A 13,519-nucleotide genomic window follows, 5' to 3' on the forward strand; every position below is an offset into this window, starting at 1 on the left:
CGTGAACAAATTGTGCAGCATCCAAAAATGGACCGTGAAGTAGCGAAAAAAGTGGAGAAAGCCCTGAGTGAAGCTGCTCAGCTACAAAAAATAGACCAAGAATCATCCGGCCGTGAACGCCTACAACAAGCTTTAGCAAAAGCAGAAACGGAACTACTGGAAGCTCGTCATCCATCCCAGCCGATTCAGTCAACTCAGACTAATAGCGATACAATCGAGCAACGCGTGCTTCCGAAACAAGATTCCCAATTAAGAGAATCAATCAAACAAGTCCGCGAGCAAATACTAACCGAGCCTGATCCAAAGAAAATTTTACAAAAAGTTCAGGATCTAGTAACGAATAATAAAAACGTAGACCCAGAAATGTCACGCAATATCGAACGTGTAGCAAATCAGGCAAATCAATTGGACCAAGCGGGCCGTGAGCGATTAATAAAAATGCTGCAGCAAGTTGAGGCAACTATAAAACAGAACGAGACGCAAACCAAGCAGCCGGAAACCGCAATCAATCAACCTGTTAAACAGGGAGAACAGCCTAGCTTAAATAATATGCAGCAAAACAACTCTTTGAAAAATATCGAAATGACAGAACAGGCAAAACAAGCTGAAATCCGCCCTTCTGAATCAATTAAACAAGCCATAAAGCAATTTCAAAAAGAACCTGATTTAGAACAAGCACTCGACCAAGTACGGAAAGAAATCTCGAGCAATCCTAACATCGACATGAAAACAATCGATAAGGCTGAAAAAGCACTTAGCCAAGCCACAAAACTACAAGATAAAGGCCGTGAAATTGCAGCCCGACAACATATGACAAAAGCACTTACAGAAATTGAAAATGAAATTGTAAAATCAGAGCCAAGTCATCAACACGAACAAAAGGCAACACAAGACGCGCTACAATACGACCTAAATGAACAGCTGCAATCTTTATCAATCCAGTCAAAAGATATTTTAGTAACAAAAATCACGCAAAAACTGGCACAAGCAACCCATGATTTCCGTGAACTCAAACGAGAAATTTCTAGGAATCTTGACAATGTGGAGCGGCTAATTGATACATTCAAGAGAAATGCCTATCCACAGGCGAAACAAATGCTCGAAACAGCGATCAGCAAGCTTGATAACGCCATTTTAAAAAGTGAAATGATGTTGTTTACAGATATGAAAACGGAAAAGCAGCTTATGCATGCGAGCTCCCAATTAGCCGAAGCGAAAAAACTTCTTGCAAAAGGGGATCATTCCCAGGCAGGTAAAATAGTCAATGAGGTCAAAACTTTAATTGACAAAGTCATTTTCAAGCCATCAGATCAAAAGGTGATGCATTTTGTTAATAAAGAAAGCATGGCTATGGAAAATCGCTCACCGGGACAACAAATGCTGTCCCAATTTGGAGAAACAGCCAGTGGCTATATGAACCAAGAACCATCCGCTAGGCAAATGTTCGAAATGGTTCGATCACTCGGACTGAACCATGATAGCGATGTCGCAAATTCGCTCGTTTTCCAAAAAAATGATCAATCACAACAAGAACAGCATCAGCAACAGCAGCAAAATTTAAAAGCGGCTCTTTTGAAATTGGCCCAAGGAGAAGAAACAAATTCAAAGGTCGCCCAGCAAGCAGAACAAGCCTTAACAAACCTAACTGGCCAGCAATTATTAAGCAAATCTGATGCGAGCGGAACTTTACAAAGCATGTTTTTTAACCTACCCCTGCTGCTAGGTGGGAAGCCAGAAAACCTGCAAGTTTTTGTGAATTCTAAAAGCGAAGGTCAGCAAGTCGATTGGGAAAACTGCAATCTGTATTTCTTGCTGGAAACAAAGAAACTTGGCGATGTCGGAATCATGCTGAATTCAACTGATCGAAATTTATCCATTACCATAAAAAACGATCTGCCAGGCTTTAAAGAAAAAATGGAGCCATTAGCAGTTTTAGCAAAAGACAAGCTCCAGGAAGTTGGCTATAACGTCAATAGCATCAACTTTACAAGAATGAGTCCGATCAATAGCTCTTCCGTTTCCCAAAATGAGTCCGAAAATAAAGCTCATGAGACAAAACCATCAAGACCAGTCTTCACTGAGAAGGGAATGGACTTTAAAATATGAGAGTTTCAAGCTTTTATAACCAAAAAAAACGCAAAGAAATCAACGGTCCTTCCGCAGCTGTTATTAAATATGACGAAGAAACAGGAAAGTCACCAACTATAGTAGCCCAAGGAAAAGGCCAAGTTGCCCAACAAATTATTGCATTGGCGCAACAAAATAACATCCATATGCAAGAAGACTCTTCGCTTGTAGCAAACCTACTAGATATGGACTTGGGGGATAACATTCCCCCTCAGCTTTATTCCGTTATGGCGGAAATTCTCTTACTTATTGAAGAAATGGAAAAAAACTATTAAACACTTAAAATAATAGGCCGATAAAAGAAACAGGTAATCAATTTGGAGGTGCAAATACGTGACTGGTATTTTCACAGAGTCAGCCATCCATCAAAAATCACCTCAAGAAATTACAGCGCTCTTATATGAAGCCTGTTTAACGAACTTAGAGGAAGCAATCGAAGACATAGCCAACAAAGACTTAGTTTTTGCAAATAAAAAACTACAGAGAGCAAACGATATATTATTTCGTTTAGGAGCGGGACTCAACTACGAAGCCGGAATCATAGCTGACCAGCTTGATATGCTTTACAACTATATGGCAGATAAAATTGTCCAGGCAAACTTAACAAAAGATGTCACAATCATTAAAGAAGTCATCCAAACTCTAGAAGAGATAACAACTGCTTGGAACAAAGCAATGAAGAATAAATCTGCTAACCTTGCTGCAGGACTGCGGCAAAAGGCATTAGCCTATGAAAAAAGTGTATTAATGGAAGATAACTAATAAATAGACTTTAAGGAGCAAGAAAATGAGAATAAATCATAATATTCAAGCATTAAATGCATACCGTAACCTTTACCAAAACCAATTTAACACTTCTAAAAACTTAGAAAGACTATCTTCTGGTCTACGCATCAACCGCGCAGCTGATGACGCTGCGGGTCTAGCAATCTCTGAAAAAATGCGCTCACAAATCCGTGGACTAAAACAAGCAGAGAGAAACTCGCTTGATGGTGTCTCCTTAATGCAAGTGGCTGAAGGGGCAATGACAGAAGTGCATTCCATGCTACAGCGTATGCGTGAGCTAGCGGTACAAGCGGCGAATGATACGAATACGACTGACGATCGTACTGCAATTCAAAAAGAAATTGATCAACTGCTTTTAGAAATTGATAGCATTGCATCAAAAACAGAGTTTAACACTCGAAAGTTGTTAGATGGTTCAAGTGCTGCTGATACTCAATTTGCCGCAAATAACGACAGTAATTTAACAGTAGTTCCTGTCGTTACAAATTCTGCTATGGCAACAGGTAATTATCAAATTACTGTTGCTAGTGGAGTTAATTTAGTAACAAAGCTTACTCAACCTGAAGCTGGAGTTCAAAATACAACTGTTATTGCTAGTGATTTATCAGACTTTCAGGCTCAACAATTAAAATTAGGTGAGTACTCAATCGTAGTTACTAATTATGAGAGTGCAAATGGAAAAACAAGCGCTACAATAGAGGTTTTTGATCCAGATGGATTCTCATTAGGATCTAAAGCGGAGGAAATTGGTGCATCATCTGGAGCAACAACGATAGGCATTGGTGAAATTCCAAAACAGATTAAAATAGATACAACTCAAATAACAAAGGCTGGTACTGCTAAGGTGAAAGTTGAGTATGCAGCTGAAATATCAGTTCAGAGGGAAAATAGTGGTAATTATAATGACATCACATTTAATAAAAAAATTACAACTGAAAATGGAATCATAAAACATGGTGGATTAGAACTTAAATATGATACCAGTATGAAACAAGGTGAAACAGAGTTTACTTTAACAAATAAGGCACTAGCATTCCAAATCGGTGCGAATACAAACCAAAATGTTAACATTGATGTTCCGCAATTAAGTACCGTAAAACTTGGTATTGATGAAATTAGCGTTCTAGATCATAAATCAGCTAATGAAGTTATTTTTAAACTTGATAAAGCGATCAATCAAATTTCATCTACACGTGCAAAACTAGGAGCAACTCAAAACCGCCTAGAGCACACAATTAATAACCTACAAACAACACACGAAAACTTAACAGCTGCTGAGTCTCGTATTCGTGATGCAGATATGGCACTAGAAATGACTGAGTTCACGAAGAATAATATTCTTAACCAATCAGCACAGGCAATGCTAGCGCAAGCTAACCAGTTGCCACAAGGCGTACTTCAATTATTACAATAATCATTTTAATAAGGAGGCAAGTCCTACACTTCGGGCTTGCCTCTGTTTTTTTACCTGTTTGAAAACTAAATTGTCGTCGGATTCGGCAGAGTTTGTCCTTGTGTAAGAAGTAATCACTAGCGCAGTGAAATGAAGTCGACAACATTTATATACTCGGTTGAGATTGCAATATCAGAAATGTTTTGTGATAAAATAATTCTAAACCACTTGAAAAAGGCGTGAAGTTTATGGAAGTCCAAAAAATTAGCCCATTAGGAATGGATAAAATTCAAAGCAAAAACAATCTGCCTACAGAAAGCATTTCCTTTCAAGAAGTAATCGCCAAGAACCGTCAGCAAACGGTCTATGACAAGATGACTAAAATGGTTGCGGAAATTGAAGAACAAGGTAAAGCCTTAGCGGAAAACCGCACCGTTGATCATCTTCGGAAATACAAAAAAATGGTGAAAAACTTCATGGAAGAGGCTGTTCAAAACGGTCTGCAGCTTGAAGAACAGCGTGGATTTAATCGCCGTGGACGGACAAAGGTCTATAAAATTGTGAAAGAAATCGATAAAAAGCTAATTGATTTAACAAATGTTGTCCTTGATAAAGAGAAAAAGACGTTAGATATTTTAGGCATGGTCGGCGAGATTAAAGGTTTAATGATCAATATTTATACGTAAGGACTATTAGGAATAAGCCTAATGGTTCTTTTTATATTCAGAAGGCAATCAAAACTTATAATTATTGAGATAATCGCATCATAATATAATTGTTAAAATTTCTTCATTTATTTAATTATCAACCGATATAAAATACAAATAACAGATTTTTTCGTCCGAACTGAATTAGATTTTAGGGAAAGATAAAATATATGTAAAGAGAAGATAAAGGAGGGCACAAAGTGAAAATTAACAATATTGGCCGCGTCGGTATGAATCCTTATAATAAACAACTTGAGAAAATGGAAAAAGTCGCAAACACCAGTAAGAAGGACAAAATAGAAATTTCCACTGAAGCATTGGAGCTTCAAAAAGGAAACCCGATCGAAGCGCAGCGTCAGAAAATAGTGGAAGAACTAAAAGATAAAGTCAAATCGGGTGAGTACGAAATTGAACCAGCAAAAGTGGCGGAGAAAATGTATTCCTTCTGGAATGACAAGTTTTAGGAGGGAAATCAATGCCTCTTGAAAAAATGATGCATACCTTAGAAAAAACGCTTGTTTTGCATAAAAGCTTGAATGAAATTGCGAAGAAAAAAACAGACATAATCGTAAAAGGTGATATCGAATCCCTGCAAACGATTTTAAAAGATGAAAATAAACATATCCAGGTCATTAAAAAATTGAGCTTAGAGGTCTTGAAAGAGGGGGAAAGTTTTTTATTGCAAAACGGCATCTTAGATCCCCCTACACTATCGGCTATTATTGCATATGCCGAGGATATTGAAAAGGATCGACTTATTCAGTTGAAAAGAGAATTGGATGATCAAATCGCTATTTTACAATGGCAAAATCATTCGAATCAGGAACTTCTTCAACAATCCTTACAATTTGTTAATCTCTCACTCGATCTGTTAATTCCAGATTTAGATTCCTTAAATTATAGTAGATCGGATCATAACGCTCAGGATACTCAACAAAAATCTCGCTCAATTTTTGAATCAAAGGCTTAACGGAGGTAATAAAATGATTTCTACTTTTCATGGGTTAGAAGTTGCTAGAAGAGGGATGATGACCCAACAGGCGGCTCTTTATACGACAGGTCATAATATTGCAAATGCAAATACACCAGGATATACAAGGCAACGTGTAAATTTCACACAAACAGAACCGTATCCTCCAGCATCCATGAATCGTCCGCAAATACCCGGCCAAATGGGAACGGGGGTAAAAGCGGGCGATATCCAGCGAATTCGGGATAGCTTTACGGACATGCAGTTTCGAACAGAGAATAGTAAGCTGGGATACTGGCAAGCAAAGGCAGAGATGCTTACTCAAATGGAAGATGTAATGAATGAGCCATCCGATACAGGACTTTCTAGTACATTAGATCAATTCTGGAATGCCTTGCAGGATTTAGCTGTCCAGCCGCAAAATGATGGGGCGAGACGGGTGGTTCGTGAACGTGGGATTTCATTAGCGAATACATTTAACTATATGTCAAATTCCCTGAAGGCTATTCAAAAGGATTATCGGAATGAGATTGATGCATCCCAACAAAGAATTAATTCGATACTAAGACAGATAAACGCAATTAACAAGGAAATCGGTTCCATAGAGCCTCATGGATATTTACCAAATGATTTATACGATGAACGTGATCGCTTGATTGATGAGCTATCTAGTATGATGAATATTAGAGTAGAAGTGAAACCAAGTGGGGGATTAGCTTCTGCAAATGCGGAAGGAATCTATGATATTTATTTAGCTACTCCTCAAGGGGACAAATTAAATGAGATTAAGCTTATTGATGCTGAATTTGGAAAAGCTATAGGCATTCAAATTCAGTATCAGAATCCAGACGATTTAGATAGCCCAGTAACGTATATTGAGTTTTTGGAGCTTAATGATAAAGAGGGCTTTGCTAATTCAAACGATGTCAAAGCCACTTTAGAATTCAGTACCTTCAATACGAACGGAAAGTTAAAAGGATATATTGAAGGGTATGGTTATAAAGATGGTGCAGATGTAAAGGGAATATACAATGAAATGCTGGCTGATTTAGATGAGATGGCATTCGAATTCGCAACTAAATTCAATGAAGTACATCAATCGGGATGGAGCTTAAATGATATTCGCGAGAAAGTTCAAAGTGGACTTCCTTTCTTTGCCTTTGGATCCGGTATAACATCAGGAGATACAAAAGGGGCCGCAGCTAGTCTAAAAGTTGCTGATGAAATTTTAAAGGATGTACAAAATATTGCTGCAGCTGCAGCTGCAGCAGGCCCAGATGGTGAAGCTTTCATTGGAAACGGCTCAAATGCACTTAATCTAGCAAATGTGAAGGATATACCGATTGATTTTGGTGTGAAAAAAACGAATGTACAGTCTTTCTATCAAGGAATGATCGGTAAATTAGGCGATAATGCATCAGAGGCTCTTCGGATGACAAAAACGGCAGGGATCCTTAAAGATTCTGTTGAACTTAGACGCATGTCAATAAGCAGTGTTTCTTTAGATGAGGAAATGACGAATCTAATCAAGTTTCAGCATGCTTATAATGCAGCGGCTAGGAATATTACAATGATTGATGAAATGCTTGATAAAATTATCAATGGGATGGGCATTGTAGGAAGATAAGGTAGGTGAATCCATTGCGTGTTACACAATTAATGTTATCTAATAGCAACTTAAAATATATTAGTCAAAGCTATGGCCGATTAGGTAAATTGCAAGATCAAATTATGTCTGGTAAAAAAATCACAAAACCGTCCGACGATCCAGTTGTGGCGATGAAAGGAATGCGCTACCGAAGCCAAGTCGTTGAGGTCGATCAATTTAAGCGAAACTTGAATGAAGGCTTTAACTGGATGGATAATGCGGATGCGGCTCTTGATGAAACAACTCAGGTTTTACATCGAATCCGTGAATTAGTTGTTCAAGCCTCTAATGATAGCTATGATGCTGATGCACGGAAAAACATCTCAAAAGAGATTGAACGTCTGCAAGAGCACATTGAAGCACTTGCTAATTCGCGAGTTGGCGAGAATTATATTTTTAATGGGACAGACACGAGTGAAGCACCAATAAAGGAAAATCAATTTAATATGGACTTTAATACCTTTTTGACAAACGTAGCCACTAAGGCTGGTGATTATGTCCTTAGCTATAAAGGGCAAAGTTATAAATTCGATGATGTTCAAGAGATTAATGGTGTGGATTATCACATATTTAAAGCTCCATCTGGAGATAATTTAATTTTAGATGCATCTTCTGGAGTGATTAAACACGAATATGAAGAAGAGCAAAAACATATGGATGGCACTCCGATTTCTATTAAAGAAACAATAAATACTGATGATTTAATTGTTTCAAATAAAAATGCCGTTTCAACAAACACACAAGATGTTAGAATCGAAGTCATGAAAGGTGTTACCATTCCAATTAACATTAGAGCCCAAGATGCTTTCTCAATTGAATTATTTGGGAGCCTAGAATCAATTAAAAAAATGTTAACAAATCCAGATACAAAAGGATCGGAAATTACGAAAGCTTTAGATTCGATAGATGGATTCCTAGGTGATATTGTGTCAACAAGAGCAGAACTCGGTGCTCAAACAAACAGAGCGGAAATGGTACAAAGCCGTCTCCTTCAACAAAAAGTCGTGGCAGTCCAAACACTTTCAGATAACGAAGACATCGATTTTGAACAAGTTATTATCGATCTAACGATCCAAGAAAGTCTCCACCGTGCAGCTTTAGCAGCCGGGGCAAGAATTATTCAGCCAACTTTAATGGACTTTTTACGTTAAATGATTCCTAAGTCTATGGGACTGGGCAGTCGTGGACAAAAATTAGTATTTGTATATAAGAATAAGACATGAGATGAAGAGTTAGCTTCCTATTGGGGCTAGCTCTTTTTACGGATGATTAGCCGAATGGGATTAAACCCAGCGAAAATGTAACTCATTTATGGATTTTTTGAATCATACTTAAAGTTAAATGAAGAGGAAGAAAAACAGATGAGAGAAGAAATCACCAAGCCCCCACAAGAAGAAGCAAAAGATGTGCTTCGCCTGACGAATTCGTATTTTGAAAAGGGAATAGAATAAGGAATAAAATAAAGTTTTATTAAATCCACAACTTAGCTAAAATAGATATAAAGTCTCGATAATAAAGGAGGACAAGCCATGAAGCTTCCTTATCTACAAATAACCAATACAAATGCCCTAATTGGAATCCAGCAACATAGAGCGACTATCGAAATAAAACAACCAATGGCTGAAATAAAAATGAAACAGCCTCAGCCAGTAGTAGAAATAGATCAATCAAAAAGCGAATTAGAAATTGACCAAACAGAAGCATTTGCGGATGCGAATCTTAAACATCCATTCAGAGTAGTGAATGAATGGGCGGCAAAAGCAAAGCAGAAAGTACTTCAAAACATTTCTAAAAAGGTGAGCGAAGGGAATCGCCTAATGAGCATCGAGCATCAGCAGAAAAGTGTCATTCCGCAAATTGCTAAAGAAAAAAGCGAGCCGCCACCAAAAGAAATAAGCATTGATTATCTTCCGAAACCTGGAAATGTAAAGTTTCACTACCAACCATCGGAAATTAAAATAAAAGTCCCTACTAAAAATCTCGATTTAGAGGTTCAGACTCATCATCCTATCATCAAATTCAATCCAGGTGATCTCCAAATCTACTTGAGGCAAAAAGCTTCTATTCATATACAAGCAATTGGAGCAGCCCTTGACGAAAAAATATAAAATAGAAACGGTGGACGAAATGAAAATTCAAACGAAATACCATGGTGAAGTTCAAATAGAAGAATCAAAGATCATTCATTTTCATCAAGGAATCCCAAGTTTCCTAGAAGAGCAACAATTTTATATACTCCCTTTCGCTGACGAAGGTCCATTCTTAATTATGCAATCTGTCCAAACACCAGCACTAGCTTTTGTCATTGTCAGCCCATTCGACTTTTTTAAGGATTACACAGCAAAACTTTCCGACCAAGTGATTGAAACATTACAAATCGAAAATCAAGAAGATATTGCGCTTTTTGTCATCCTAACGGTTCAAGAACCATTCCAAAAAACAACAGCTAACCTGCAAGGTCCAATCGTTATTAATGATGCGAAAAAGCTAGGAAAGCAAGTCATCTTAAGTGACTCATCCTACAAAACGAAGCATCTGTTAATGAACCAACTTTCCTCCGCAGGCAAGGAGGGTTAAACTATGCTCGTACTAACACGAAAACTAAACCAATCGATTCAAATTGGTGATGATATCGAAATCAAAATCCTTTCCGTAGAAGGTGAACAAATAAAAATCGGAATCCAAGCACCAAAAAATATTGACATCCACCGCAAAGAAATATACCTTGCCATCCAAGAGGAAAACCAAAAAGCAGGAAACACATCCTTTGACCTATTGAAGAAATTCACAAATCAGCTAAAAAAATAAATATTTTAGCTAAAAATGACTAAACAACCCCAAAAAGATGTCGATATAAAAATTGTAAACCAGCAATCCAATTAGGGCGGCCGACTTAATTGGATGATCTGACTTAACAAATAACCACATGGATGTGGAACAAACCAATTTCAAGGAGGAAACAAACGATGATTATCAATCATAATTTACAGGCGATGAACTCATACCGCCAAATGGGTGCAAACCAAACAAACTCTGCAAAATCTATGGAGAAACTTTCTTCAGGTCTTCGTATTAACCGTGCTGGAGACGACGCTGCTGGTCTAGCAATCTCTGAAAAAATGCGTGGACAAGTTCGTGGCTTAAACCAGGCTCAACGTAACTCTCAAGACGCTATTTCTTTAATTCAAACAGCTGAAGGTGCGTTAAACGAAACTCACTCTATTCTACAACGTATGCGTGAGCTAGCTACTCAAGCATCGAACGATACGAATACTGATCAAGATCGACAAGAGCTTCAAAAAGAGTTAAATCAATTAACTTCTGAGATTAACCGTATTGGTAATAATACTGAGTTTAATACTAAGAAACTTTTAAATGGTGATCAAAAACTTGATGGAACAGCTTATACTGCTCAAGCAGGTGTATCTGGTGGCGGCGGATTAAAAATGCAAATTGGTGCCAACACATTACAAAACTTTACAGTTGATATATTTGATATGAGGGCATCAGCATTAGGTGTTGCTGGTGATGCTAATGGTAAAGCTGACCTAGCAACAACTTTTAGTACTGGAATATCTGCAATTGGAGCTAGTGGAACTACAACAAATGGTACTACGATTTCTAAAGAACTTTCTTCTGGCTCAAGAAGTGCAACATTTGCAGCTGGTAACCAAAATATCTTAACTGATGGTGCAGATGGCAAAGAGAGAGCAACTTTTGCTTTAGATATTACTAGTCATGGAAAAGCAACTGCAGCTATTTCAGTAATCGATTCAGCTATTAACCAAGTATCTGCAGAACGTTCTAAACTCGGGGCATTCCAGAACCGTTTAGAGCACACTATCAGTAACTTAGGTAACTCTGCTGAGAACCTACAAGCAGCTGAGTCTCGTATCCGTGACGTAGACATGGCTAATGAAATGATGGCGTTCACTAAGAACAATATCCTTTCTCAAGCTTCTCAAGCTATGTTAGCTCAAGCTAACCAACGTCCACAATCAGTATTACAATTACTACAATAATAATATTTATTGAACCCTGGCAAATTTTGCTGGGGTTTTTTTATATTAAATAATCTAAAGTTGTATCAAATTCCAATTACTACCTGTTGATATTTTCTTAACTTTTGTTGAAAAATGTCGATATAATGGTTACTTAGATACGACGGAGGAACTAAAAATGATTTTAACAATATTAGATAAATGCTTTACTTTTGATAACAATCATGAAGGAACACAGGAATTAATCGAAACAATCCAAAATGTTCTATCTACCGAAAATATATTTTTAAGTCACTTAATTATCAATGGGCAAGAGGTATACAAAGAACACGAAGAATATATTCTTGATAACATTGCTAATATCAATGAGGTTGAAGTAAAAGTACAGACGATTAAAGAATTTATTGGCAGTTTATTAGTTTCATTAAATACATATACGAATCGTGCCATTCCAGAAATAGGATCTTTAGTCAACCAATTTTATCAATCCCCATTAGAGCAAAGCTGGATCACACTGAACCAGCTTTTGGACGGAATTGGATGGATATATGAAACGATAAAAAGCATTGATCAAACACAGCATGACATTAAAGATTGGGATGAGTTTATCAAGATTGCGGCAATCTTTGAGGTTGAGCTATCCAATTTACTAGAAGCAATCGAAAATAAAGATGCCATTCTCATTGCGGATATCATTCAATATGAAATATTATCTCAATTCCAATTAATTTATGATGTGACAGAGCAAGTTTTTGAAGCAAATAACATATGAAGTAGGGCGGAAAAATGAAGGCAAGTATGTATGCTCAAAAAAAAATCCTTATTATTGGTGGGACAGGAACAATCGGACGTTATTTGACTGCAGAGTTACTTTTACACAATCCGAGTGTGATACGAATTTTCAGCAGAGATGAGTACAAACAGTTCGAAATGCAGCAAGAGTTTCAAGAATACAAAAATATAAGGTATTTAATCGGAGATGTACGTGATGAGAATCGGCTTCTTCGAGCGATGGAGGAAATTGACTATGTTTTTCATCTTGCTGCAATGAAGCATGTTCCTGCATGTGAATACAATCCATTCGAAGCGGTGCAAACGAATGTTTTAGGTACCCAGAATGTAATTCAGTGTGCATTAACGATGGGTGTGAAAAAAGTGTTATTCACTAGTACAGACAAGGCAATTGCTCCAACTAATACATATGGAGCAACAAAGCTCACAGCTGAACGTCTTATTTCAGCTGCTCAATATCAAAAGGGGCCAAAACATACGATATTTAGTTCTGTTCGATTTGGGAATGTGATGGGATCAAGGGGTTCGGTTATTCCGTTATTCTTAAAACAAATGAAAGAGAAAGGCAAAGTGACTGTTACCGACAAAAGTATGCTGCGCTACATGATGACCCCCACTCAGGCTATTTCTCTCATGTTAGAAGCAAATGAGATGGCGCAGGGCGGTGAGGTGTTTGTTTTAAAAATGCCTATTATAAAATTGAGTGATCTTATTGAGGTATTGGTCGAAGAAGTAACGAAAAAATGCTTAATTAGTAGCAAAGTTGAAATTCAACAAATTGGCCTCCGTCCAGGGGAAAAGATGTATGAAGAGTTAATGACAGAAGACGAAATTAGAATCGCTCATGAGATGGAGAACATGTATATTATTAATTCACCCTATGCTGGTCGAGCATATTATAAAGAAACCTATCCGATTCAACATATTCCAACGGTGTCTTATGAAGAAGCAATTGACAAAGAAATGTTAAGAGAATGGATTTTAAGAGAACAATTAATTAAATAAGGGATATTTTTGTGGATTTGCCGCTACTAATAATAAATGGAAAGAAATAAGAGGTAGGCAATAAAACTGATTTTCTAAATAAAAGCAAGG

General features: G+C 37.3%; 13 protein-coding genes and 3 pseudogenes. All 16 read left to right on the forward strand.

Annotated elements, in window-relative coordinates; all coding sequences use genetic code 11:
* Positions 1-2,106 (forward strand): annotated as a pseudogene (locus BGM26_RS19815) (hypothetical protein); the annotation flags it as partial.
* Positions 2,103-2,402: an EscU/YscU/HrcU family type III secretion system export apparatus switch protein gene (locus BGM26_RS19820; RefSeq protein WP_217041999.1), complete on the forward strand. Its 300-nt coding sequence runs from the start codon at positions 2,103-2,105 to the stop codon at positions 2,400-2,402. The pseudogene BGM26_RS19815 and the gene BGM26_RS19820, both read left to right, overlap by 4 nt.
* Positions 2,403-2,460: 58 nt before the next feature.
* Positions 2,461-2,889: a flagellar export chaperone FliS gene (fliS, locus tag BGM26_RS19825; RefSeq protein ID WP_217042000.1), complete on the forward strand. Its 429-nt coding sequence runs from the start codon at positions 2,461-2,463 to the stop codon at positions 2,887-2,889.
* A 25-nt stretch (positions 2,890-2,914) separates the two neighbouring features.
* Positions 2,915-3,274: pseudogene (locus BGM26_RS22040) on the forward strand (flagellin N-terminal helical domain-containing protein); the annotation flags it as partial.
* Between the two features lie 801 nt (positions 3,275-4,075).
* Positions 4,076-4,327 (forward strand): annotated as a pseudogene (locus BGM26_RS22045) (flagellin); the annotation flags it as partial.
* A 227-nt stretch (positions 4,328-4,554) separates the two neighbouring features.
* Positions 4,555-4,992, forward strand: coding sequence for a YaaR family protein (locus BGM26_RS19835; protein ID WP_217042002.1), 438 nt, complete (start codon positions 4,555-4,557; stop codon positions 4,990-4,992).
* 221 nt (positions 4,993-5,213) lie between these two features.
* Positions 5,214-5,477, forward strand: coding sequence for a flagellar biosynthesis anti-sigma factor FlgM (flgM, locus tag BGM26_RS19840; protein WP_217042003.1), 264 nt, complete (start codon positions 5,214-5,216; stop codon positions 5,475-5,477).
* An 11-nt stretch (positions 5,478-5,488) separates the two neighbouring features.
* The gene (locus BGM26_RS19845; RefSeq protein ID WP_217042004.1) at positions 5,489-5,983 is read left to right on the forward strand and encodes a flagellar protein FlgN; all 495 of its coding nucleotides are present in this window, start codon (positions 5,489-5,491) and stop codon (positions 5,981-5,983) included.
* A gap of 13 nt (positions 5,984-5,996) precedes the next feature.
* Positions 5,997-7,610, forward strand: a complete 1,614-nt coding sequence (flgK, locus tag BGM26_RS19850; RefSeq protein WP_217042005.1) for a flagellar hook-associated protein FlgK — start codon at positions 5,997-5,999, stop codon at positions 7,608-7,610.
* Positions 7,611-7,615: 5 nt separating this feature from the next.
* Positions 7,616-8,782 carry a flagellar hook-associated protein FlgL gene (flgL, locus tag BGM26_RS19855; RefSeq protein ID WP_367949372.1) on the forward strand — a complete coding sequence of 389 codons (1,167 nt, stop codon included), beginning with the start codon at positions 7,616-7,618 and terminating at the stop codon, positions 8,780-8,782.
* Between the two features lie 378 nt (positions 8,783-9,160).
* Positions 9,161-9,739 (forward strand): DUF6470 family protein, encoded by a 579-nt coding sequence (locus BGM26_RS19860; RefSeq protein ID WP_217042006.1) that lies wholly within the window; start codon positions 9,161-9,163, stop codon positions 9,737-9,739.
* A 19-nt stretch (positions 9,740-9,758) separates the two neighbouring features.
* Positions 9,759-10,208, forward strand: coding sequence for a flagellar assembly protein FliW (gene fliW, locus BGM26_RS19865; protein ID WP_217042057.1), 450 nt, complete (start codon positions 9,759-9,761; stop codon positions 10,206-10,208).
* Positions 10,209-10,211: 3 nt separating this feature from the next.
* Positions 10,212-10,439: a carbon storage regulator CsrA gene (gene csrA / locus BGM26_RS19870; protein ID WP_217042007.1), complete on the forward strand. Its 228-nt coding sequence runs from the start codon at positions 10,212-10,214 to the stop codon at positions 10,437-10,439.
* A gap of 158 nt (positions 10,440-10,597) precedes the next feature.
* Positions 10,598-11,653, forward strand: coding sequence for a flagellin N-terminal helical domain-containing protein (locus BGM26_RS19875; RefSeq protein WP_217042008.1), 1,056 nt, complete (start codon positions 10,598-10,600; stop codon positions 11,651-11,653).
* Positions 11,654-11,810: 157 nt separating this feature from the next.
* On the forward strand, positions 11,811-12,404 hold the full coding sequence (locus BGM26_RS19880) for a hypothetical protein (protein ID WP_217042009.1): 594 nt from the start codon (positions 11,811-11,813) through the stop codon (positions 12,402-12,404).
* 14 nt (positions 12,405-12,418) lie between these two features.
* Complete coding sequence (locus tag BGM26_RS19885; RefSeq protein WP_217042010.1) at positions 12,419-13,429, forward strand: polysaccharide biosynthesis protein; 1,011 nt, start codon at positions 12,419-12,421, stop codon at positions 13,427-13,429.
* Positions 13,430-13,519: the final 90 nt, after the last annotated feature.

It is taken from the genome of Bacillus sp. FJAT-29790 (assembly GCF_019039215.1).
GTDB lineage: Bacteria > Bacillota > Bacilli > Bacillales > Cytobacillaceae > Cytobacillus.

Excerpts from the sequence above, each read along its gene's own strand:
- BGM26_RS19820 (WP_217041999.1), top strand. The coding sequence starts at position 2,103 with ATGAGAGTTTCAAGCTTTTATAACCAAAAAAAACGCAAAGAAATCAAC.
- BGM26_RS19835 (WP_217042002.1), top strand. The coding sequence starts at position 4,555 with ATGGAAGTCCAAAAAATTAGCCCATTAGGAATGGATAAAATTCAAAGC.
- BGM26_RS19845 (WP_217042004.1), top strand. The coding sequence starts at position 5,489 with ATGCCTCTTGAAAAAATGATGCATACCTTAGAAAAAACGCTTGTTTTG.
- flgK (WP_217042005.1), top strand. The coding sequence starts at position 5,997 with ATGATTTCTACTTTTCATGGGTTAGAAGTTGCTAGAAGAGGGATGATG.
- BGM26_RS19860 (WP_217042006.1), top strand. The coding sequence starts at position 9,161 with ATGAAGCTTCCTTATCTACAAATAACCAATACAAATGCCCTAATTGGA.
- fliW (WP_217042057.1), top strand. The coding sequence starts at position 9,759 with ATGAAAATTCAAACGAAATACCATGGTGAAGTTCAAATAGAAGAATCA.
- csrA (WP_217042007.1), top strand. The coding sequence starts at position 10,212 with ATGCTCGTACTAACACGAAAACTAAACCAATCGATTCAAATTGGTGAT.
- BGM26_RS19875 (WP_217042008.1), top strand. The coding sequence starts at position 10,598 with ATGATTATCAATCATAATTTACAGGCGATGAACTCATACCGCCAAATG.
- BGM26_RS19880 (WP_217042009.1), top strand. The coding sequence starts at position 11,811 with ATGATTTTAACAATATTAGATAAATGCTTTACTTTTGATAACAATCAT.
- BGM26_RS19885 (WP_217042010.1), top strand. The coding sequence starts at position 12,419 with ATGAAGGCAAGTATGTATGCTCAAAAAAAAATCCTTATTATTGGTGGG.